Below are 22,105 nucleotides of genomic sequence, written 5' to 3'. Positions count from 1 at the left end.
CTGCGGTCAGCGTCGTCTTGCCGTGGTCAACATGCCCAATCGTGCCGATGTTGACGTGCGGCTTATTACGCTCAAACTTTTCCTTTGCCATGATGGCCTCCTTTTTCTGTAATGAAGGGAGCCCCGGAACGGCGCTCCCTCAAATCGTCGCTTATGCGTATTTCGCCTGGATCTCGTCCGAGATGTTCTGCGGAACCGGATCGTAGTGGTCGAACTGCATGGTGAACTGGGCGCGGCCCGACGACATCGAACGCAGGGTGTTGATGTAGCCGAACATGTTCGCCAGCGGAACAAACGCATCGATCGCGATCGCGTTGCCGCGCGGTTCCTGACCAGACACCTGGCCCCGACGCGAGGTCAGGTCGCCGATGATACCGCCGGTGTATTCTTCCGGGGTGATCACTTCGACCTTCATGATCGGTTCCAGCAGCTTCGCGCCAGCTTTGCGCATGCCTTCACGCATACACATACGGGCCGCGATTTCGAACGCCAGAACGCTCGAGTCAACGTCGTGGAACTTACCGTCCAGCAGGGCAACCTTGAAGTCGATCACGGGGAAGCCAGCCAGAGGGCCGCTGTCCATGACCGAGTTGATGCCTTTTTCAACACCGGGGATGTATTCCTTCGGAACGGCACCACCAACGATGCGGCTTTCGAACGAGTAACCTTCGCCTGCCTCAGTGGGCTGGATCTCCAGCTTGACTTCGGCGAACTGACCCGAACCACCCGACTGTTTCTTGTGGGTGTAGGTGTGTTCGACCGGCATCGAGATGGTTTCACGATAAGCCACCTGAGGCGCACCGATGTTGGCCTCGACCTTGAACTCGCGCTTGAGACGGTCCACCAGGATGTCCAGGTGAAGTTCGCCCATGCCCTTCATGATGGTCTGACCCGATTCCAGGTCGGTTTCCACGCGGAAGGACGGGTCTTCGGCGGCCAGACGGGCCAGACCCTGAGACATCTTTTCCTGGTCGCCCTTGGTTTTGGGCTCGACCGCGATCTCGATCACCGGATCGGGGAAGGTCATGGTTTCCAGAACCACCGGATCCTTCGCATCGCACAGAGTGTCACCGGTGGTGGTGTCTTTCAGACCCGCCAGCGCGATGATGTCGCCTGCAAACGCTTCTTCGATCTCTTCCCGGTTGTTGGAGTGCATCATCATCATACGACCGATGCGCTCTTTCTTGCCTTTGGTCGAGTTCAGGATCGAGTCACCCTTGTTCATGGTGCCCGAGTAAACGCGGGTGAAGGTCAGCGAACCAACGAAGGGGTCGTTCATGATTTTGAACGCCAGACCCGAGAAGGCCATGTCGTCATCGGCACGACGTGCGATGTTACGAACTTCTTCCTCGTCGCCGGGTTTGAAGCCCATGTAATCAACAACGTCCAGCGGGCTGGGCAGATAGTCGATCACAGCGTTGAGCAGCGGCTGAACACCTTTGTTCTTGAACGCCGAGCCACCCAGAACGGGAACGAAATGCAGCGCCAGCGTGCCTTTGCGCAACAGTTTGCGCAGGGTCGGAACGTCGGGCTCTTCGCCTTCCAGATAGGCCATCATTGCGTCGTCGTCTTCTTCGACGGCCGCTTCGATCATCTTGCCGCGCCATTCGTCAGCCATGTCTTTCAGGCTGTCGCGGATCGGAGCTTTGACCCAGCTTGCACCAAGGTCTTCGCCCTGCCACAGCCACTCTTCCATGGTGACCAGATCAACCAGGCCTTCCAGCTCGGTTTCGGCACCGATCGGAATACCAACCGGAACAGCGCGTGCGCCGGTGCGGTCTTCGATCATGCGAACGCAGTTGAAGAAGTCTGCGCCGATCTTGTCCATCTTGTTGACGAAAACCATACGCGGAACCTTGTAGCGGTCAGCCTGACGCCACACGGTTTCGGTCTGGGGTTCAACACCGGCGTTTGCGTCCAGAACGCAGACGGCACCGTCGAGAACCGCCAGCGAGCGTTCAACTTCGATGGTGAAGTCAACGTGGCCGGGGGTGTCGATGATGTTCAGGCGGTGCTTAGGCGTGTCAGCATTCTGACCGTCTTCGGTGCGTTCCCAGAAGGTGGTAGTTGCAGCCGAAGTGATGGTGATGCCGCGTTCCTGCTCCTGCTCCATCCAGTCCATGGTGGCTGCACCATCGTGCACCTCACCGATGTTGTGGGATTTACCAGTGTAATACAGGATACGCTCCGAGCAGGTGGTCTTACCTGCGTCGATGTGCGCCATGATACCGAAGTTACGGTATAGTTCGAGCGGATATTCGCGTGCCATTTGGATAAGCCTCTGGGATTACCAACGGTAATGGCTGAAGGCTTTGTTCGCCTCGGCCATCTTGTGGGTGTCTTCGCGCTTCTTCACGGCGGTACCGCGGGACTGTACAGCGTCCAGCAGCTCACCGGCGAGGCGTTCTTCCATGGTGTTTTCATTGCGGCCGCGCGCAGCGGTGATCAGCCAGCGGATGGCCAGTGCTTCGCGGCGCTCGGGGCGGACTTCGACCGGAACCTGATAGGTTGCACCACCAACCCGGCGCGAGCGAACCTCGACCGACGGTTTGATGTTGTCGAGTGCTTCGTGGAACACTTCGACGGGCGCGCGCTTGATCTTGCTTTCGACGCGGTCAAAGGCGTTGTAGACGATGCGCTCGGCGACCGACTTCTTGCCGTCGATCATCAGGTTGTTCATGAATTTGGTCAGAACCTTATCGCCAAACTTGGCGTCAGGCAGGACTTCGCGTTTTTCGGCGGCGTGACGACGTGACATATCAGCCTCTCCTTCTTACTTGGGACGCTTCGCGCCGTATTTCGAACGGCGTTGCTTACGGTCTTTGACGCCCTGAGTATCCAGAACACCGCGCAGGATGTGGTAACGCACACCGGGAAGGTCTTTCACACGGCCGCCACGGATCAGAACAACCGAGTGTTCCTGCAGGTTGTGGCTTTCACCGGGGATGTACGAGATGACCTCGAACCCGTTGGTCAGGCGCACTTTGGCAACCTTACGCATAGCCGAGTTCGGTTTCTTCGGTGTGGTGGTGTAAACACGTGTGCAGACGCCGCGTTTCTGCGGGCACTGCTCCAGGTGCATGGACTTCGAGCGTTTTACTTTGGGCTGCCGCGGTTTGCGGATCAGCTGTTGAATAGTTGGCATTCCGGTTTCTTCCCCGTTTGCAACACACATGACATGCACGCGGGCTGCGTGCGGCTAACTTCGCTGCGCTGATGCGTCCACAAGCGCAAAACCCACGAGCGTTCCCATTCCGAGGTGAACGTCGCGGTTGTTTCTCAGAGGGCGCGAACTGCAAAATTGTCCGGGCCTTGACCAGCTCATTACTGGAATCGGCTATGGGGCGGCCCCCGGCACCGAGATGACGCGCGTAATAGGGGGAGTCGGCCCGAGTGTCAACAGCACGATACCGGTTGCCCGGAAATTGGCTGATCCGGGCCGTGCCTATATGGGTGCGCAGGCTCAACCGGGTTCATAAAACCGCCCTGCACCAGAAGCGCCAATGTTAAGCTGAACCCGAAACCGGAGGCCGGGTTTCGCCTTCGGATGACCAGTGTTCAGAGCTTTGTCACGCAGGTTCACGCCGCTTCCCGACGCGCGCGTTCCCGGAACAGCGTAAACAACCCGGCGGCCACGATCAGTGTCGCACCCAGCATGGTCAGGCCGTCGGGCCATTCATCGAATACGGCCCAGCCCAACCCCAGGGCCCAGATCAGGCTGGAATAGCGAAACGGCGCGATGAACCCGACATCGCCCTGACGCATGACCATGACGCTGAACAGATAGCCCATCAGGACGAACACGGCCGCCGCTGCAACCAAAGAACCCGCAGCGCCGGAAACCGGAACCCATCCTTCGAACACCGAAGCAATCGCGGCGGCCACCGTGATGGAAAGAGACGTCGCCAGTGTCACCACCATTGACGGAACCTGGGGCGACATGCGTCGCGTCACCAGATCGCGAACCGTGATCGAAGCCACTGCGATCAGCGCGTAGATGGAATACAGGCTGAAGCCGTCAGGTCCGGGCCTGACGATCAGAACCATGCCGCCAAAACCAATGGCAATCGCCAATATGCGCCGCCAGCCGACCTGTTCGGAAAAGACCAGCGCCGCGCCCAGCGTCACGGTCAGAGGCAGCGCCTGCAGAATGGCCGTCACATTGGCAAGCGGCATGTTCTTGAGCGCTGTCAGGAAAAAGAAGGTAGCCGACAGTTCGGCCAGACTGCGCAGCGCAACCAGCCACCGGTCGTGGTGTGAGAAATTGAGGTGCAGCGCCCCCAGATAGCGGGCAAGACCATAGACAAGGAAAACGGCCAGAACGCCCCGCATGGCCACGAGTTGGAACAATGGCAGTTCCCGAAGCGCGACCTTGACCAAAGTGTCGTTCAGGGTGAAGGCCGCCATGCTGCCCATCATCAGCAAGGCACCTTTGGTGTTTGGGTTCATGTCAGATTTGGCCCTGCGCAGAGTGATCGGGCCATTGGCCCAATCGGACAGCCGCCTGTCAACGCATCAAATCAGATCAGCGCAAGAATTACGCTCCGACGCGTTGGGAGCGGGTCGAAAACGCCTTCTGAGCCCCTATCAGAGACCAGAGACCCGACCACCTCCGATCCCTTCCACAGCCACCCCGGCGCTGAGCATGTGCGTTGCGATCAACCCGCCGGACATGTCCAGAACGCCAAGCTGGTTGCCGTTCTGAAGCGCAACATAAAGCTCGCGGCGTTTGGAATTGATGCCAAGGCCAAAGCGTTCGATCTGCACCGCTGCGCCGACCGATGGATTGGTCGCCCGGATTGTCCTAAGCACCGTGCCGTTCAAATCCACCTCGGCGATCAGGCGATTGCGGATGAACAGCACATAAAACGTGCCGGTCGTTTCATCAAAGGCCAGCCCGCCAATCGGCCCTTGCGGTTGGCTGAGGGTTATGTTGCGCACAAATTGCCCGTCGCGGGTCAGTTCCGCGATCATCACCCCGTTCGGATGGTCGAGGAACAGATGCCCGTCGCTTCCCCGAACGGCCAACCCGCATTCTTTGATGGGAAACTCGTCAGGTGTGATGCCACCGCATCCGGCCGGAACCCGCTGTGCCGCAAAGGTACGCAGGACACGGCCATTTCGGTCAAGCTCCTGTAGCTGGGTACCGGGAAGATTGCGCAGGAAGATCCGCCGTCGCGGCTCATCATATGCCAGCCCGACGATCGAGCCGGATATCGGGATCAGGCGCGTCGTGCCGTTCGGGATCACGATCTCACGCGATGGCTGGCCCGGTGGCATCCCCACATAGGCATAGTCCGTGCAGGCGGCCATCAGGCCCAGACCGAAAACCGAAAATACGCGCGACAACTTTGTGACAGCTCTCATCATCCACCCCCGTCACCTGTGTGAACTCATGGCGGATGGTAGCACAGTTTAGGCTAAACCAGAAAAACCCTACTGTTATTGCAGGTCTCATACGGCGAGCGCGATATTCCAGTGGTCTGGAACCGCCTTAAGCGTGGTGCGCGTTTCAGCCCTGCAAAAACGAAAGGCCCCGCGAAATCGCGGGGCCTTCCTAAACTTGTCAATCGGGCGATTACTCGCGGCTTTCGGGTGTTTCCACCAGAACGTCCAGCTCATCCCCGACCAGATCATCATCCATGATCGGCGCAGCCAGGGCAGCGGCCGCTTCGGCCTCTTCCCGGCGGGCTTCGATCACCACATTGTCGCGCGACTGCGCGATGTGGCGGACGGCCTGCGTGGCCCCACCGGTACCGGCGGGGATCAGGCGACCAACGATGACGTTCTCTTTCAGGCCGACCAGCTTGTCCTTTTTGCCCTGCACGGACGCTTCGGTCAGTACGCGGGTGGTTTCCTGGAACGACGCCGCCGAGATGAACGAACGCGTCTGCAACGAGGCCTTGGTGATCCCCAGAAGGATCGGCTCGCCCTGTGCCGGACGACCACCGCGGGCGATGGTCTTTTCGTTGGCTGCGTCGAACTCCTGCTTGTCGACATGTTCGCCTTTCAGCAGGGTGGTGTCGCCTGAATCTAGGATCTCCCACTTCTGCAGCATCTGGCGCACGATGACTTCGATGTGCTTGTCGTTGATCTTCACGCCTTGCAGACGATACACATCCTGCACTTCGTCGATCATGTAGTTCGCCAGCGCCTCGACACCCATGATGGACAGGATGTCATGCGGGGCCGGGTTACCGTCCATGATGTAGTCGCCCTTCTGAACGAAGTCGCCTTCGACAACAGGGATGTGCTTGCCCTTGGGTACCATGTACTCGATGGGTTCCAGCGACTCGTCAGCCGGTTCGATGCTGATGCGGCGCTTGTTCTTGTAGTCGCGGCCAAAGCGCACGTAACCATCAGCTTCTGCGATGATCGCGTGATCTTTCGGACGGCGGGCTTCGAACAGTTCGGCCACACGCGGCAGACCACCGGTGATGTCCTTGGTCTTGGCACCTTCACGCGGAATACGCGCAACAACGTCACCGGCTTCGATCTTCTGGCCATCTTCGACCGACAGGATCGCATCCACCGACATCGGATAGTGAACCGGGTTGCCCGCATCGTTGCGGACCGGTTCGCCATCGTCACCGACCAGAATGATCTCGGGCTTGAGGTCGCTGCCACGGGGGGCGGCGCGCCAGTCGATCACGATCTTCTGGGTCATGCCGGTTGCTTCGTCGGTCTCGTCACGGACGGCAAGGCCCGAAACCAGATCGACGTATTTGGTGGTACCGGCTTTCTCGGCGATGATCGGCAGGGTGTAGGGATCCCATTCGAACAGCTTGTCGCCGCGGGCCACCTTGGTGCCTCCCTTGACGAACAGCTTGGAGCCATAGCCCAGCTTGTGGCTGGCGCGCTCTTCGCCGTGATCGTCTTTGATCACCAGCTTCATGTTCCGGCCCATGACAAGGCTTTCGCCTGCGGCATTGACCAGGATCTGCGGGTTCTCGAAGGATACGACACCAGCCTGGCTGGCTTCCTGGAACGACTGCTGACCACCTTGCGCAACACCACCGATGTGGAAGGTCCGCATCGTCAGCTGTGTACCGGGTTCACCGATGGACTGGGCGGCGATGATGCCGACAGCCTCACCCGTGTTCACCATGGTACCGCGAGCAAGGTCACGACCGTAGCAGGTGGCACAGACGCCTTCCTCGGACTCGCAGGTCAGAGGCGAGCGGATGCGGGTCGACTGAACGCCCGCTTCGTCGATGGTGTCTGCCATACGTTCGTCGATCAGCTGACCAGCCGCAACAAGCACCTCATCCGTACCCGGACGCAGGATATCGTCAGCCGCCACACGGCCCAGGATACGCTCGGCCAGCGAGGCGACAACCTCACCGTCGTTGACTGCGGCTTCGGCCGTGATTGCGCGCTCGGTGCCACAATCGATCTCACGAACGATGCAGTCCTGCGCCACGTCCACCAGACGACGGGTCAGGTAACCCGAGTTCGCCGTCTTCAGAGCGGTATCCGACAGACCCTTACGGGCACCGTGGGTCGAGTTGAAGTATTCAAGAACGGTCAGACCTTCCTTGAAGTTCGAGATGATCGGCGTCTCGATGATGTCACCGTTCGGCTTGGCCATCAGGCCGCGCATACCGCCCAGCTGTTTCATCTGAGTGACCGAGCCCCGCGCACCGGAGTGGGCCATCATGTAGACCGAGTTCGGTTCCATGTCAGACCCGTCTTCGGCCTTGGCGACGTTCGAGATGGTGCTCATCATCGCCTCGGTCACACGGTCGTTACACTTCGACCAGGCATCGACAACCTTGTTGTACTTTTCGCCCTGAGTGATCAGGCCGTCCATGTACTGCTGTTCGAAGTCTTTCACCTGATCGCGGGTGTCATCAACGATGCCCCACTTGTCGTCTGGAATGACCATGTCGTCCTTGCCGAACGAGATGCCCGCCCTGAACGCTTCTTTGAAGCCCATCGACATGATCTGGTCACAGAAGATAACCGACTCTTTCTGACCGCAGTAGCGGTAGACGGTGTCGATCACCTGCTGCACTTCTTTCTTCCGCAGCAGGCGGTTGACCAGATCGAACGGCGCCTTGTTGTTCATCGGCAGCAGGGCACCCAGACGCAGACGGCCCGGAGTGGTTTCATAGCGCTTCTGAACTTCGTTGCCTTCTTCGTCGATCTGCGTGATCCGCGCGGTGATTTTGGTGTGCAAATGCACCTCACCCGCATCCAGCGCGTGCTGAACTTCGTCGATCGAACCAAAGACCTTGCCTTCGCCCGGCATGCCCGCACGTTCCAGCGACACATAGTACAGACCCAGGATCATGTCCTGCGACGGAACGATGATCGGCGCGCCGTTTGCAGGCGACAGAACGTTGTTCGTCGACATCATCAGAACACGGGCTTCCAGCTGTGCCTCAAGGCTCAGCGGCACGTGAACGGCCATCTGGTCGCCGTCGAAGTCGGCGTTGAAGGCCGAACAGACCAGCGGGTGCAGCTGGATCGCTTTGCCTTCGATCAGGACCGGTTCGAACGCCTGAATGCCAAGACGGTGCAGCGTCGGCGCACGGTTCAGCATGACAGGGTGTTCGCGGATCACCTCGTCGAGGATATCCCACACTTCGGGACGTTCTTTCTCGACCAGTTTCTTCGCCTGTTTTACGGTCGAAGACAGACCCTTGGCTTCAAGGCGCGAGTAGATGAACGGCTTGAACAGCTCCAGCGCCATCTTCTTGGGCAGACCACACTGGTGCAGCTTAAGCTCCGGACCGGTCACAATGACCGAGCGGCCCGAGAAGTCGACGCGTTTCCCCAGAAGGTTCTGACGGAAGCGGCCCTGCTTACCTTTCAGCATATCCGACAGCGATTTCAGCGGACGCTTGTTGGCGCCGGTGATCACGCGGCCACGACGGCCGTTGTCAAACAGAGCATCCACGGATTCCTGCAACATCCGCTTTTCGTTGCGGACGATGATGTCTGGCGCGCGCAATTCGATCAGACGTTTCAGACGGTTGTTCCGGTTGATCACGCGGCGATAGAGATCGTTCAGATCCGACGTCGCGAAACGGCCACCATCCAGCGGAACCAGCGGACGCAGTTCCGGCGGGATGACCGGGATCACGGTCATGACCATCCATTCAGGCCGGTTGCCCGACTCGAGGAAGGATTCAACAACCTTCAGACGCTTGATGATCTTCTTGGGCTTCAACTCGCCTGTGGCTTCGGCCAGATCAGCGCGCAGCTGTTCGGCTTCGGCTTCCAGATCGATCTGGGCCAGCATCTCACGGATGGCTTCGGCACCGATATTGGCGGTGAACGCGTCCATGCCAAAGGCATCCTGCGCATCCATATACTCTTCTTCGGTCAGCATCTGGCCGTAGGTCAGGTCGGTCAGACCGGGCTCGATGACGACATAGTTTTCAAAGTACAGAACGCGTTCCAGATCGCGCAGCGTCATGTCCAGCATCAGACCGATGCGGGACGGCAGCGATTTCAGGAACCAGATATGTGCAACGGGCGCGGCCAGTTCGATGTGGCCCATACGCTCGCGGCGGACTTTCTGCAGGGTGACTTCCACACCGCATTTCTCGCAGACAACGCCGCGATACTTCATCCGCTTATATTTGCCGCACAGACATTCGTAATCTTTGATCGGGCCAAAGATACGCGCGCAGAACAGACCGTCACGTTCGGGCTTGAACGTCCGGTAGTTGATGGTTTCGGGTTTCTTGATCTCGCCATAGGACCAAGACAGAATCCGTTCGGGCGACGCCAGCGAGACTTTGATTTCGTCAAAGACCTTCGGGGGCGTCAGCGGGTTGAACGGGTTGTTGGTGATTTCCTGGTTCATCTCTTTACCTCAGAGTTAGAGGGTGCGGGGGTCACGCAGTGCCGGGCTGAAGCCCGGCCTACGCCGGATCAGATGGTAGGCCGGGCTTCAGCCCGGCATCCCTTCGTCACTCATCGACCTCCGCATCCAGGAGTTCCATATTCAGGCCGAGGCCGCGGACTTCTTTCACCAGAACGTTGAACGATTCCGGTACGCCCGCTTCAAAGTTATCCTCGCCCTTGACGATCGACTCATAGACCTTGGTCCGGCCGGCGACGTCATCCGATTTCACGGTGAGCATCTCCTGCAGAGTGTAGGCGGCGCCGTAAGCTTCCAGAGCCCAGACTTCCATCTCACCAAAGCGCTGACCACCGAACTGCGCCTTACCACCCAGCGGCTGCTGGGTAACCAGGCTGTAGGGCCCGGTCGAACGCGCGTGGATCTTGTCGTCCACCAGGTGGTGCAGTTTCAGCAGGTACTTGATGCCCACGGTCACCGGACGTGCAAATTGCTCACCCGTACGACCGTCGAACAGAACCGACTGACCGCTTTCCGAGAAGCCCGCACGCACCAGTGCGTCGTTGACGTCAGCCTCTTTGGCACCGTCAAAGACCGGGGTTGCGATCGGAACACCGCGGGTCACGTTGCCCGCTGCCTCAATCAGCGTTTCCTCGTCCATGCCAGTGATGCCTTCTTCGTAGACATCTTCGCCATAGGCCAGCTTCATCGCCTCGCGCACCGGGGTCAGGTCGCCGGAACGGCGGTATTCACCCAGAGCTTCATCGATGTTCAGACCCAGACCGCGCGCGGCCCAACCCATGTGGGTTTCAAGGATCTGACCGACGTTCATACGCGAAGGCACACCCAGCGGGTTCAGACAGAAGTCGACCGGGGTCCCATCGGCCAGGAACGGCATGTCTTCCATCGGAACAACCTTGGAGATCACACCTTTGTTCCCGTGACGACCGGCCATCTTGTCGCCCGGCTGCAGCTTGCGCTTCACGGCGATGAAGACTTTGACCATCTTCATCACACCCGGCGGCAGGTCGTCGCCACGGCGGACTTTCTCGACCTTATCCTCGAAACGGGCATCCAGAGCGCGCTTTTGCACTTCGTATTGCTCGTTCAGGGCCTCGACGATCTGTGCGTCCTGCTCGTCTTCCAGCGCCAGCTGCCACCATTGACCACGGGTCAGGGTGTCCAGCAGATTCTCGGTGATCACCGACCCTGCCTTGACACCTTTCGGGCCTTTGACAGCGGTTTTACCCAGGATCAGACCTTGCAGACGCGCATAGATGTTGCGGTCAAGGATCGCCAGCTCGTCGTCCCGGTCACGGGCCAGACGTTCGACTTCCTCACGCTCGATCTGCAGCGCACGCTCGTCTTTCTCGACACCGTGACGGTTGAAGACGCGAACCTCGACGACCGTACCGTAATCGCCCGGCTTCACGCGCAACGAGGTGTCGCGCACATCAGATGCTTTTTCACCAAAGATGGCGCGCAGCAGCTTTTCTTCCGGGGTCATCGGGCTTTCGCCCTTCGGAGTGATCTTGCCGACCAGAATATCGCCCGGCTCAACATCCGCGCCGATGTAAACGATGCCCGCCTCGTCGAGGTTGCGCAGCGCTTCTTCACCGACGTTGGGGATGTCGCGGGTGATCTCTTCCGGGCCCAGCTTGGTGTCACGGGCGGCGACTTCGAATTCCTCGATATGGACCGAGGTAAAGACGTCGTCACGCGCGATACGTTCCGAGATCAGGATCGAGTCTTCGTAGTTGTAACCGTTCCACGGCATGAACGCGACGACCACGTTCTTACCCAAGGCCAGTTCACCCATATCGGTCGACGGACCGTCGGCAATGACCTCGCCCTTCTGGACGGTGTCACCCACCTTGATCAGCGGACGCTGGTTGATGCAGGTGTTCTGGTTCGAGCGCTGGAACTTACGCAGACGATAGATGTCAACGCCAGCGTCACCCAGTTCCAGATCCTCGGTGGCACGGATAACGATACGCTGGGCATCGACCTGGTCGATGATGCCGGCGCGTTTCGCCTGAATCGCAGCGCCTGAGTCGATTGCGACCTTCTCCTCGATCCCGGTACCGACCAGCGGTGCCTCGGCCCGCAGCAGCGGAACCGCCTGACGTTGCATGTTCGAGCCCATCAGAGCGCGGTTGGCGTCGTCATTTTCAAGGAACGGAATCAGCGAAGCCGCGACCGAAACCAGCTGTTTCGGCGACACGTCGATCAGGTCCACATTCTCGCGCGGGGCAAGGGTGTAGTCGCCTGCCTGACGGGTCGAAACCAGATCGTTGATGAACTTGCCGTTCTTGTCCAGCGTCGCGTTCGCCTGCGCCACGGTGTGACGCATTTCCTCGGTCGCGGACATGTAGTGAACCTCATCGGTCACCTCGGCGTCCTTGACGACGCGGTAAGGTGTTTCGATGAAGCCATACTTGTTCACGCGGGCGAAGGTGGCCAGCGAGTTGATCAGACCGATGTTCGGGCCTTCCGGCGTTTCAATCGGGCACATCCGGCCATAGTGGGTCGGGTGCACGTCGCGCACTTCAAAGCCCGCACGCTCACGCGTCAGACCACCGGGGCCAAGCGCCGAAAGACGGCGTTTGTGGGTGACTTCCGACAGCGGGTTGGTCTGGTCCATGAACTGCGACAGCTGCGACGAGCCGAAGAATTCACGCACAGCAGCAGCAGCCGGTTTCGCGTTGATCAGGTCCTGCGGCATGACGGTGTCGATCTCGACCGACGACATACGCTCTTTGATCGCGCGCTCCATGCGCAGCAGACCGACGCGGTACTGGTTTTCCATCAGTTCACCGACCGAACGCACACGACGGTTGCCGAGGTGGTCGATATCGTCCACGTCGCCTTTGCCGTCGCGCAGTTCGACCAGAGCCTTGACGCAGGCCACGATGTCTTCGCGGCGCAGGGTACGCAGGGTATCCGGCGCGTCCAGTGCCAGGCGCATGTTCATCTTCACGCGGCCAACGGCGGACAGGTCATACCGCTCGCTGTCGAAGAACAGGGTGTCGAACAGGGCCGACGCCGCTTCGACGGTGGGCGGTTCACCCGGACGCATGACGCGGTAGATATCCATGAGCGCGCTTTCGCGGTTCATGTTCTTGTCCTGCGCCATGGTGTTGCGCATGTAGGGTCCGACATTGACGTTATCGATGTCGAGAACCGGAATATCGGTGATGCCCGCGTCGATCAGTTCCTTCGCGGTACCGCCGATCAGGTCGCCATCCTTGTCATATTCCAGCGTCAGTTCGTCACCGGCTTCGACATAGATCGCGCCGTTTTCTTCGTTGATGATGTCCTTGGCGACAAACTTGCCAACGATGTGATCGAACGGAACCAGCAGTTCTGTGACGGTGCCCTCGTCGATCAGCTTCTTGACCGCGCGCGGGGTGACTTTTTTGCCTGCCTCGGCAATCACCTCACCTGATTTCGCGTCGATCAGGTCATAGGTCGGACGGGTGCCGCGAACACGCTCGGGGAAGAACGGCGTGACCCAGCCCTTCTTCTTGTCCAGCTTGTAGGACACGGTTTTGTAATACGCGTCCATGATCGCTTCCTGATCCAGACCCAGCGCATAAAGCAGGGTTGTCACAGGCAGTTTGCGGCGGCGGTCGATACGGGCGAACACGATATCCTTGGCATCAAACTCGAAGTCCAGCCAGCTGCCGCGATACGGGATGATGCGGCAGGCAAACAGCAGCTTGCCCGAGGAATGGGTTTTACCCTTGTCGTGGTCAAAGAACACACCGGGCGAGCGGTGCATCTGGGAGACGATCACACGCTCGGTGCCGTTGACGACAAAGGTGCCGTTCGGGGTCATCAGGGGCATGTCGCCCATGAAGACATCCTGTTCCTTGATGTCTTTTACCGATTTCGCGCCGGTGTCCTCATCAACATCGAACACGATCAGGCGCAGGGTAACCTTCAGCGGTGCGCTGTAGGTCATGTCGCGCTGCATGCACTCTTCGACGTCGTATTTGGGTTTCTCCAGATCGTATTTCACGAACTCCAGAACAGAGGTTTCGTTGAAATCCTTGATCGGGAAAACCGATTGGAACACGCCCTTGATGCCTTCGCCGTCTGTGGGCTGTTCTGCATCGCCGGAGCGCAGGAAAAGATCATAAGAAGATTTCTGTACCTCAATGAGGTTCGGCATCTCCAGTACTTCGCGGATTTTGCCGTAATATTTACGAAGACGTTTCTGGCCAAGGAACGTTTGAGCCATGTCAGATGTCACCTTTCGATGTTCTCAGCGGGCAAAGACACCGTCGGGCCCCGGCATCTTGCACAATCGAGACAACACGTCCGGATCAATTCGTGGCCACCGTCCCGAAGGCGGCCTCCCGATCCGAAAACCGTGTCTTAGAAAACGCCCCATTCCGTGAGGCCCTTTCTAAGACAGGTTCGGCTGGACCCGGATTTCTCCGGATCCAGCCAAAATTTTCGGCGCATCAGCGATGCGCCTGAGACCAGGCTTAGGCCAGCTCGACTTCGGCGCCAGCTGCTTCCAGCTTGGCTTTGACGTCTTCGGCTTCGTCTTTCGACACGCCTTCTTTGATCTTGCCGCCGGCTTCGACCAGTTCCTTGGCTTCTTTCAGGCCCAGACCGGTGATGCCGCGAACTTCTTTGATCACGTTGATTTTCGAAGCGCCGGCGTTCTTCAGAACGACGTCGAATTCGGTTTTTTCTTCCTCAGCTGCGCCACCGGCGTCGCCACCAGCTGCTGCGACCATTACGGCGCCGCCAGCTGCGGGCTCGATGCCGTATTCGTCTTTGAGGATGGTTTTCAGTTCTTGTGCTTCCAGCAGGGTCAGACCCACGATGCTTTCTGCGAGTGCTTTCAGATCAGCCATTTTATCAGCTCTTTCCGTTTACAATGTGTGTTCCAACGTCAGGGTAGGTACCCTACGCAGATCATTCAGTGCCAACCGCTTACGCAGCTTCCGCCTTCTCTTCGATGGTGGAAAGGATGCTTGCGATATTGCTTGCAGGTGCGCCAATCGCGCCGGCGATGTTCGAAGCAGGTGCGCCAATGCAGCCCACGATCGAAGCAATAAGCTCCTCGCGAGACGGCATTTTCGAAACGGCTTCAACGCCTTTGCGGTCCAGAGCGTTCTCGCCCATTGCACCGCCGAGGATTTCAAATTTCTTGTTATCCTTGGCGAAGTCCTCGGCCACCTTGGCTGCTGCCACGGGGTCCTCGGAATAGGTCAGAACGGTCATCCCTGTCAGCAGGTCGGCCATGCTTGCACACGGCTTACCCTCGAGGGCGATTTTGGCGAGCCTGTTCTTGGCAACACGCACGGAGCCACCCGCGTCACGTGCACGTGCGCGAAGGTCCTGCATCTCGGCAACTGTCAGACCGGCGTAGTGGGCAACCACTACGACGCCAGAGCTTTCGAAGATTTGGCCGAGTTCCTCGACCACTTTCTCTTTCTGGGCTCTATCCACAGTTCTCTCCAAGTTAGGGGTGAGTTCTCACCCCGGCTCATATTTGCCGCGGCTTGCGCCCCGGCGTTCAGGTCCGTTGTTACGGGATTGGCCAAAACTCGCCCGAGGGTGGGACCCTCAGAATTCTTTGGTCTTACCCGTCTCAGGCAGGGAATTAAGGGGCCATATGGCACCACCCACCGTCTTGGACGAAACAAAATAAAGCGCACGACGAATCGCACGCTTTATTCCGCAGGTCTACTTAGGACAGATGGCCGGGGTTTCCAAGAGGTAAATTGGGATTAATCAGACGCAACAAGGGATGACCAGAACCACAAGATTAAGTGCGGTGACGAGCAATTGATTTGGTCGAATTTCAGGGCTGAGCGCAAAATAGTTCGTGACATTGTTCCAAGTTCAAGACTATAACCCGACAATTTTTCTCAGAAACAAGAAGAATCAGAACAAATGTGCAGAATTGCCGCCTATTGCGGACCAAGTATCCCGCTTGAAAACATCGTCATCCGGCCCCAGCATTCCTTGCTGGAGCAAAGCCAGCACGCGGCCGAAGCTAAACTTGCCGTCAATGGCGATGGCTTTGGTATGGCCTGGTACGCAGACCAGGATCGCCCCGGCCTGTACAGGGATGTCCTGCCCGCGTGGTCGGATGGTAACCTGGTCGATCTTTGCAGGATGATAAAATCCTCGCTGTTTCTGGCCCATGTCCGCGCGTCGACGTTCGGCGAAGTGTCGCGCGCAAACTGCCACCCTTTCACGTTTGGCAAATGGTCCTTCATGCATAATGGCCAGATTGGCGAGTTCGGGCGTTTGCGAAGACGGCTTGAATCCTCACTGCCGGACGAACTTTATGCGGCGCGGCGCGGGTCGACGGATTCAGAGCTTCTGTTTCTGCTCCTGCTGGCAAACGGGCTGGATGATGCGCCGCAGGACGCTGTTGTCGCAACTCTGCGTCAGATCGATGCGCTTGACGGTCATCGGACGCAACCGGATCGCATGGCCGTCGCCTTTTCGGATGGGCAGAACCTGTATGCCTTTCGGTATTCCAGCGATCAGCGCAGCCCGTCCCTGTATTTCGGGGAAGGTCTGGACCACGGCGGCAAGGTCATTGCGTCCGAGCCGCTGGACAAGGGCACAGGAAAATGGGTGCCCATTGAAGACCGGAGCTTCTTCACCCTGACCGGCGATACAGCCAGCCACACAGCGTTGCAGTTCAGCTAAAAAAAACGGGCGGTCCGAAGGGACCGCCCGCAACATTGCTTTGGCGTAGGTCAGGCTTATTCGCCCGAAGCTTCTGCCACATCAACGGTCACACCAGGGCCCATGGTCGAGCTCAGCGCGATTTTCTTCATGTAGGTGCCCTTGGCGCCCGACGGCTTGGCCCGTGCAACAGCCGAGACGAAAGCGCGAATGTTTTCGACCAGCTTGGCTTCGTCAAACGACGCTTTGCCAACGCCTGCGTGCACAACGCCGCCTTTTTCCGCCTTGAACTGAACTTCACCGCCTTTGGCTGCTTCCACGGCTGCTTTCACGTCCATGGTCACAGTGCCAACCTTGGGGTTCGGCATCAGGTTACGGGGGCCAAGAACCTTACCCAGACGACCGACGATCGGCATCATGTCCGGGGTTGCAATGCAGCGATCGAATTCGATGGAGCCGCCCTGAATGGTTTCCATCAGGTCTTCTGCACCAACGATATCCGCGCCTGCTTCTTTCGCTTCGTCAGCCTTCGCGCCACGTGCGAAGACAGCAACGCGCATGTCTTTGCCTGTGCCGTTCGGCAGTCCGACAACGCCGCGCACCATCTGGTCTGCGTGACGGGTGTCAACGCCCAGGTTCATCGCGATTTCGATAGTCTCGTCGAATTTCGAAGTTGCATTGGCTTTGACCAGGGCAACAGCTTCGTCCACCGACAGGTTTTCCTTGCCAGCGACGGCTTCGCGCGCAGCGCGGGTACGTTTACCGAGTTTTGCCATCTTACTTCACCTCGATGCCCATGGAGCGGGCCGAGCCCAGGATGATCTGCATTGCGCCTTCGACGTCGTTGGCGTTCAGATCTTTCATTTTGGCTTCGGCGATTTCACGAACCTGCTTGGAGGTCACGGTTGCCACGGTCTCGCGACCTGGGTTTTCCGCGCCGCGGGGGCGGTTACGCTTACCGACCGGCTTAAGACCAGCAGCTTTTTTCAGGTAATAAGACGCGGGCGGCGTCTTGATGTCCATGGTGAAGGACTTGTCCTGATAGTAGGTGATAACGGTCGGGCACGGCGCGCCGGGCTCCATATCTGCGGTCTTGGCGTTGAACGCCTTGCAGAATTCCATGATGTTGATGCCGCGCTGACCCAGCGCCGGACCAACTGGCGGCGACGGGTTCGCCTGACCTGCAGGAACCTGCAGTTTCATTGTACCAGCAAGCTTCTTGGCCATTTGGTTTTCCTTTCAACTAGGGTGAAACGCGTCTCACCCGGATTTTGTTGCGTGGTCCGGCCCGGGATCGCGACCCCGGTAACCTCCCACGAGAGAATCTCGCCCGAAGACGATAGAGGCGGCGTTTACAGGGGATCATGGGGGTTGGCAAGTGGCCTGCCTTTCAATTCGGGATCACCGAATCGAGTTTAAAGTCGATGAACACCGGCGTTGACGCGCCAGGGCGGGAAAGTGCTGATCATTCCGGTCAAAGCCAGGAAAAACCAGTCGGCCTGAAACACTAGGTATCGCGCCATATTAAGGGTTTAATTTGCTTGAAAAAACCGGAGCTAACCCGGCACCCGATTGAAAGACTGCTGTAGCTTCGTTCCTTGCGCCGCATAAATAACCGCGCCATGCTGCGGCTGTGCTATACTTGGTCAGAACAAATTTGTTCGGAGGTTCGTCATGATTATTCGTTTATTCACTATGCTAATCGCCGCGCTGTCTTTTGCGGTGTCCGTCCCCCAGACCGCGCGGGCCGATGCGGGCGACTTCATCGGTGGTGCTGTTGTAGGTGGGGTCGTCGGATATGCAATCGGCAAGGACCAGCAGAAGAAAAAGTCACGGTCAACAACCCGGACCTACAGGTCGGGCATTCCATCGACCTCGCAAGGGGCGCAAACGCAGACCGCGCTCAACTATTTCGGTTATAACGCCGGGCGTGTCGATGGGCAGGTCGGGCATGGAACCCGGTCGGCGATCGAACGCTATCAGGTGTCCATGGGCTATCCTGTGAATGGCTATGACTTCCAGCCCTATCAGTATGACTTTCTGATGCAGGCCTATTACTGGGCGACAAGCGGTGGGCAGGCGGCAACCCAGCTTTCGGGTCAACCGCTCTTGATGGCCTATCGCCAACAGGTGCAAACCGGCTCTGCCTTGGCGGCGGCACCTCAGACCCAGGCACCGGCCATCCCGGTTATCACGCCTCAACAGGCCGAACCCGCAACAAGCGCCACTGAAACCACGACAGCCAGCCTGCCGAGCCTGTTTTCCGGCGGAACCGGAGGCCCGTCGCTGGCCAACCGGTGCAGCGGGGTCATGCTGCAAACGTCGACCAATGGCGGCTATACGACCCTGTCTAACATGTCCGATCCTGACTTTGCGCTTAGCGAACAATTCTGCCTTGCCCGCAGCTATGCGATGGCACAGGGCGAAGAGCTGATGCAGGGCATTCAGGGTCTTACACCCGATCAGGTCGCAGACCAGTGCGCCGCCTTTGGCGACATGTTGGCACCGCAAGTTGACGCGCTGTCTATCAACTCGAAATCAGAGGCTGAAACCCAGGTGCGCAAGCTTGCCTTGGATTCGGGTCTTAGCCCTGCTGATCTTGCCGCAACCAGCAAGGTCTGCCTTGCGATGGGATATCGTCAGGACAACATGGATACCGCAGTTGGGTCTGCGCTGATGCTGGTTGCCATGGGTGAACCCGCATACGGAGAACTGGTCGGTCACCATCTGCGCGAAGGCTTTGGTGTTCAGGCGCGCCGCGATCTTGCGATGCAATGGTATGATGCAAGCCTTTCGGCGCTGGATGCCGGGTCGCAGGCGGTCTTCCTGCCGTCCCAGACCGACCGCCCGCAGCTTTTGCGCGCAGCCATGGTTCAGTCGCAGTAAGCCCAAACGCGAAACGGCGTCGAGACTCCGCGTCTTAAACTAAACCGCCGCGGTGCCAAATGCACCGCGGTGTTACGCTTCCATAATCAAAAAAGAACCCGGCTTACAAAAGGCACTGCGTTCTGGTCGTCAAAAGCTTGCTGGGCGTTCTTTGGGGCGAAACATTACTGGCTGTACGCCCCTCTGGCTTATCACAATGATCTGACACAAGAATACGAGCCCTGAAAACACGTGCGAGTGGAACTTATCCGACAACGTTGAAGGCCGCATTCGCCAATATTCTAGAATTTCACATTGTGTTTGCTAAAGAACTCTTTCATTTTTTCGTCGAGAAACCCTTTACCAGTCGCAATTTGCACAAGTTCAAAAGCGCAGCCATTGTTCACTTCAACCACAACCGGGCCATTCTCTGTAAGAGCGATATCCGTTGATCCAAAGTGATTTTCTGCGTGCAACAAAGCGATTTCTTGGTTCAGCTTTTTCAGTTCAGCCCAGAATGGCAGTTTTTCACCAATAAGAGTGCGGTCGCATTCCGGCAGAGAGCTAAGTTCAACTCGGCGACCGTCTTCAACTGAGGCTATGGCCTTAACCTCGCCGGTTTCCGGGTTCAGGTTGCAAAGAAGGTTGCCGGGCCGCCAGAAGTTGTCCGCAACATTCCCCGCAAGGGGCAGCTTTAGCATTGTAAACGGAACGGAAAGTTGATTGTCGTCGATAATGTTCAAACTGCGCACGGTCGCAATAGCGTCGGTAATACCGTCAAAAAAACCATGTGGTTTCAGACAGTCCTGAAAGATGTAGGGGATTTCACCAAGTGTCGAATTTGCGAAGTCCTCGTAGGTTTGAGGTTCCTGCCCGTCCAGAATGACATGCGTATCAGTGTGCCCCGAAATGCGCATGGCACCTGCGCTCCACATCCCGACGATAGGTTTCGCGAAAACTGAATATGACCCGTGGGTCGAAAAGAAAGACTTCAAGTCTTCGGCGTTTGTCAGTTTTGGCGTTCCCCCGAACTGGCGAGCGCTGCGATCAAAGACAGCCAGTGTTTTCGGAACGGGCAGCCTGTTGTGTTCGAGGAAACACGCAGACAACCATTTATCTTCGGTGAGGGCCTGCCATTGACTGTTGTTGCAAGCATTTACAAGCGGCCAGTGGATATGAGATGAAACGAACTCCTCACGCTCAATATCAGACCAACGCTCCCGATCATAAAGCTCGTAAAGAAAGTACTCGTAAAACCTCAGCTTTCCGCGTTTCTTGCGAAGCTTGAAAAAGTCAAAGGCCAGCGAAAATGGACTTCTCCCGGTCCGTCGAGCAACTTCGACAAGAAGACTGGAAACATTGGGTGCTTCTTTGCTTTTGACGGCCAACACATCTTGCGCAAAAGCTGTCATTTTCTAGTAATCCCTCAATTGTCGCCGTTCTGGAAATAATCAACAAATTGTGTCGATACTTTGGCGCAGGTAGATCGTTGTGCTTTCTGCGGCACAGATACGAAAACGCCGCTATGCTTTCACATCGCGGCGTTTCGAATTTCTCTGGAAGCGCGCTTAGCTCTGCTTCGTGACCTGAGTAAAGTCCAGCTCAACTGGGGTTTCGCGGCCAAAGATCGAGACCGATACTTTCAGCTTCTGCGCTTCGTCGTCCACGCCTTCGACCATGCCGTCGAAATCCTCGAACGGGCCGTCGTTGACCTTGACCTTCTCGCCGATCTCGAAGGTGATCATCAACTTGGGCGCTTCTTCGCCTTCCTGAACGCGGTTGAGGATCTGGTTCACCTCGGCGTCGCGCATCGGCATCGGGCGGCCCTGCGGACCCAGAAAACCGGTGACGCGGTTGATCGAGTTGATCAGGTGATAGCCCTGATCCGACATTTCCATATGCACCAGCACGTAACCCGGCATAAAGCGGCGTTCGGTGGTGACCTTCTTGCCCCGGCGCACTTCGATCACCTCTTCGGTGGGCACCAGAACTTCGTCGATATCGTTCTCAAGGCCCTGTTCAGCCACCGACGTGCGGATCTGCTCTGCGATCTTCTTTTCGAAATTCGAAAGAACGCTGACCGAGTACCACCGTTTCGCCATGAACCTGTCGTCCTTGTTTGTCTTCGGGGTATCACATCTTGCGGACACACCCGTCATTTAAATCCTATCACGTCATCCGGAATAAAAAGCGGCGCGTGACCCGAATCGCCACACGCCCATTCCGAATATGCGTCACCTACTCTGACATCGCGCGAGGTGCAAGGGGCAGTCGCAATTGCCCCCGCCTGAACCGGCTTAGCCGAAAGCGCCCAGAATCAGCTGAAGGCCGCCCCGGATACCCAGATCGACCAAAGCAAAAAACACAGCTGTCAGCGCCGCCATGATGAAGACCATGACCGTGGTCAACAGCACTTCGCGCCGGGTCGGCCAGACGACCTTGGAAACTTCGGCACGGACTTGCTGAATGAACTGGATCGGGTTGGTGGTGGCCATTTGGCGTGTTCTCTCTGCTTGCGGATGGGCCGGACATAGCCGGGCATTGCGGCAATTTCAAGGGCGCTTGGATGAACTCTGTGCGTATCGGGCGATTGGTCAGGGTTTGGGTTTGTCGTCCCACTCGTCACTCAGGATGCGGCGCGCGTCGCCATCGGGGTCTTCGTACTGATTGGAACGAACGGTATAGATAAAGGCGACCAGACCAACGCCCCCCAGAAACAGGGAAATCGGGATCAGATAGGCAAGCACTTCCATC

General features: G+C 57.9%; 18 protein-coding genes. 2 read left to right on the top strand and 16 right to left on the bottom strand.

Annotated features, from left to right (window positions below):
• From ACR0EK_RS18165 to rplJ, 10 genes are all read right to left on the bottom strand, one after another.
• The coding region (locus tag ACR0EK_RS18165) for a GTP-binding protein (RefSeq protein WP_036223564.1) at window positions 1-91 on the bottom strand (91 nt) is incomplete at its 3' end.
• Window positions 92-151: 60 nt separating this feature from the next.
• The gene (gene fusA, locus ACR0EK_RS18160; protein ID WP_480968007.1) at window positions 152-2,269 is read right to left on the bottom strand and encodes an elongation factor G; all 2,118 of its coding nucleotides are present in this window, start codon (window positions 2,267-2,269) and stop codon (window positions 152-154) included.
• An 18-nt stretch (window positions 2,270-2,287) separates the two neighbouring features.
• Window positions 2,288-2,758, bottom strand: coding sequence for a 30S ribosomal protein S7 (gene rpsG, locus ACR0EK_RS18155; protein WP_093964348.1), 471 nt, complete (start codon window positions 2,756-2,758; stop codon window positions 2,288-2,290).
• A gap of 15 nt (window positions 2,759-2,773) precedes the next feature.
• Entirely contained in the window at window positions 2,774-3,145 is a 372-nt protein-coding gene (rpsL, locus tag ACR0EK_RS18150) for a 30S ribosomal protein S12 (protein WP_005621086.1), read from the bottom strand.
• A 434-nt stretch (window positions 3,146-3,579) separates the two neighbouring features.
• Window positions 3,580-4,449, bottom strand: a complete 870-nt coding sequence (locus ACR0EK_RS18145; RefSeq protein ID WP_480538836.1) for a DMT family transporter — start codon at window positions 4,447-4,449, stop codon at window positions 3,580-3,582.
• 138 nt (window positions 4,450-4,587) lie between these two features.
• Window positions 4,588-5,367, bottom strand: coding sequence for a hypothetical protein (locus ACR0EK_RS18140; RefSeq protein ID WP_480508591.1), 780 nt, complete (start codon window positions 5,365-5,367; stop codon window positions 4,588-4,590).
• A 211-nt stretch (window positions 5,368-5,578) separates the two neighbouring features.
• Window positions 5,579-9,820, bottom strand: a complete 4,242-nt coding sequence (rpoC, locus tag ACR0EK_RS18135; protein WP_480900806.1) for a DNA-directed RNA polymerase subunit beta' — start codon at window positions 9,818-9,820, stop codon at window positions 5,579-5,581.
• 106 nt (window positions 9,821-9,926) lie between these two features.
• On the bottom strand, window positions 9,927-14,063 hold the full coding sequence (rpoB, locus tag ACR0EK_RS18130; protein WP_480968006.1) for a DNA-directed RNA polymerase subunit beta: 4,137 nt from the start codon (window positions 14,061-14,063) through the stop codon (window positions 9,927-9,929).
• Between the two features lie 250 nt (window positions 14,064-14,313).
• A complete protein-coding gene (gene rplL / locus ACR0EK_RS18125; protein ID WP_209507787.1) occupies window positions 14,314-14,691 on the bottom strand; it encodes a 50S ribosomal protein L7/L12 in 378 nt (125 codons plus the stop codon).
• 79 nt (window positions 14,692-14,770) lie between these two features.
• Entirely contained in the window at window positions 14,771-15,289 is a 519-nt protein-coding gene (gene rplJ, locus ACR0EK_RS18120; RefSeq protein ID WP_209507785.1) for a 50S ribosomal protein L10, read from the bottom strand.
• Window positions 15,290-15,736: 447 nt separating this feature from the next.
• Between rplJ and ACR0EK_RS18115 the strand changes: the two genes are divergently transcribed.
• A complete protein-coding gene (locus ACR0EK_RS18115; protein WP_480900809.1) occupies window positions 15,737-16,507 on the top strand; it encodes a class II glutamine amidotransferase in 771 nt (256 codons plus the stop codon).
• Between the two features lie 56 nt (window positions 16,508-16,563).
• Here ACR0EK_RS18115 and rplA read toward each other — a convergent pair whose 3' ends face one another.
• Both rplA and rplK read right to left on the bottom strand, forming a co-directional pair.
• A complete protein-coding gene (rplA, locus tag ACR0EK_RS18110) occupies window positions 16,564-17,262 on the bottom strand; it encodes a 50S ribosomal protein L1 (protein ID WP_480484697.1) in 699 nt (232 codons plus the stop codon).
• 1 nt (window position 17,263) lies between these two features.
• Window positions 17,264-17,713 carry a 50S ribosomal protein L11 gene (rplK, locus tag ACR0EK_RS18105; protein WP_010440985.1) on the bottom strand — a complete coding sequence of 150 codons (450 nt, stop codon included), beginning with the start codon at window positions 17,711-17,713 and terminating at the stop codon, window positions 17,264-17,266.
• Window positions 17,714-18,160: 447 nt separating this feature from the next.
• Between rplK and ACR0EK_RS18100 the strand changes: the two genes are divergently transcribed.
• A complete protein-coding gene (locus tag ACR0EK_RS18100) occupies window positions 18,161-19,372 on the top strand; it encodes a peptidoglycan-binding domain-containing protein (protein ID WP_480900810.1) in 1,212 nt (403 codons plus the stop codon).
• Between the two features lie 281 nt (window positions 19,373-19,653).
• Here ACR0EK_RS18100 and ACR0EK_RS18095 read toward each other — a convergent pair whose 3' ends face one another.
• The 4 genes from ACR0EK_RS18095 to ccoS all read right to left on the bottom strand — a co-directional run bounded on the left by ACR0EK_RS18095 (window position 19,654) and on the right by ccoS (window position 22,104).
• On the bottom strand, window positions 19,654-20,763 hold the full coding sequence (locus tag ACR0EK_RS18095; protein ID WP_480774319.1) for a sugar-transfer associated ATP-grasp domain-containing protein: 1,110 nt from the start codon (window positions 20,761-20,763) through the stop codon (window positions 19,654-19,656).
• A gap of 156 nt (window positions 20,764-20,919) precedes the next feature.
• Entirely contained in the window at window positions 20,920-21,453 is a 534-nt protein-coding gene (nusG, locus tag ACR0EK_RS18090) for a transcription termination/antitermination protein NusG (protein ID WP_209507773.1), read from the bottom strand.
• Between the two features lie 195 nt (window positions 21,454-21,648).
• Window positions 21,649-21,846, bottom strand: coding sequence for a preprotein translocase subunit SecE (secE, locus tag ACR0EK_RS18085; protein ID WP_170427365.1), 198 nt, complete (start codon window positions 21,844-21,846; stop codon window positions 21,649-21,651).
• Window positions 21,847-21,945: 99 nt separating this feature from the next.
• Window positions 21,946-22,104, bottom strand: coding sequence for a cbb3-type cytochrome oxidase assembly protein CcoS (ccoS, locus tag ACR0EK_RS18080; protein WP_209507770.1), 159 nt, complete (start codon window positions 22,102-22,104; stop codon window positions 21,946-21,948).
• Window position 22,105 lies beyond the last annotated feature (1 nt).

The organism is Ruegeria sp. AE4 (assembly GCF_056542185.1).
The sequence above is the reverse complement of the archived record's forward strand: the minus strand, read 5'-3'. Positions and strand labels throughout refer to the sequence as shown.

Excerpts from the sequence above, each read along its gene's own strand:
- fusA (WP_480968007.1), bottom strand. The coding sequence starts at position 2,269 with ATGGCACGCGAATATCCGCTCGAACTATACCGTAACTTCGGTATCATG.
- rpsG (WP_093964348.1), bottom strand. The coding sequence starts at position 2,758 with ATGTCACGTCGTCACGCCGCCGAAAAACGCGAAGTCCTGCCTGACGCC.
- rpsL (WP_005621086.1), bottom strand. The coding sequence starts at position 3,145 with ATGCCAACTATTCAACAGCTGATCCGCAAACCGCGGCAGCCCAAAGTA.
- ACR0EK_RS18145 (WP_480538836.1), bottom strand. The coding sequence starts at position 4,449 with ATGAACCCAAACACCAAAGGTGCCTTGCTGATGATGGGCAGCATGGCG.
- ACR0EK_RS18140 (WP_480508591.1), bottom strand. The coding sequence starts at position 5,367 with ATGAGAGCTGTCACAAAGTTGTCGCGCGTATTTTCGGTTTTCGGTCTG.
- rpoC (WP_480900806.1), bottom strand. The coding sequence starts at position 9,820 with ATGAACCAGGAAATCACCAACAACCCGTTCAACCCGCTGACGCCCCCG.
- rpoB (WP_480968006.1), bottom strand. The coding sequence starts at position 14,063 with ATGGCTCAAACGTTCCTTGGCCAGAAACGTCTTCGTAAATATTACGGC.
- rplL (WP_209507787.1), bottom strand. The coding sequence starts at position 14,691 with ATGGCTGATCTGAAAGCACTCGCAGAAAGCATCGTGGGTCTGACCCTG.
- ACR0EK_RS18115 (WP_480900809.1), top strand. The coding sequence starts at position 15,737 with ATGTGCAGAATTGCCGCCTATTGCGGACCAAGTATCCCGCTTGAAAAC.
- rplA (WP_480484697.1), bottom strand. The coding sequence starts at position 17,262 with ATGGCAAAACTCGGTAAACGTACCCGCGCTGCGCGCGAAGCCGTCGCT.
- rplK (WP_010440985.1), bottom strand. The coding sequence starts at position 17,713 with ATGGCCAAGAAGCTTGCTGGTACAATGAAACTGCAGGTTCCTGCAGGT.
- ACR0EK_RS18100 (WP_480900810.1), top strand. The coding sequence starts at position 18,161 with ATGATTATTCGTTTATTCACTATGCTAATCGCCGCGCTGTCTTTTGCG.
- ACR0EK_RS18095 (WP_480774319.1), bottom strand. The coding sequence starts at position 20,763 with ATGACAGCTTTTGCGCAAGATGTGTTGGCCGTCAAAAGCAAAGAAGCA.
- nusG (WP_209507773.1), bottom strand. The coding sequence starts at position 21,453 with ATGGCGAAACGGTGGTACTCGGTCAGCGTTCTTTCGAATTTCGAAAAG.
- secE (WP_170427365.1), bottom strand. The coding sequence starts at position 21,846 with ATGGCCACCACCAACCCGATCCAGTTCATTCAGCAAGTCCGTGCCGAA.
- ccoS (WP_209507770.1), bottom strand. The coding sequence starts at position 22,104 with ATGGAAGTGCTTGCCTATCTGATCCCGATTTCCCTGTTTCTGGGGGGC.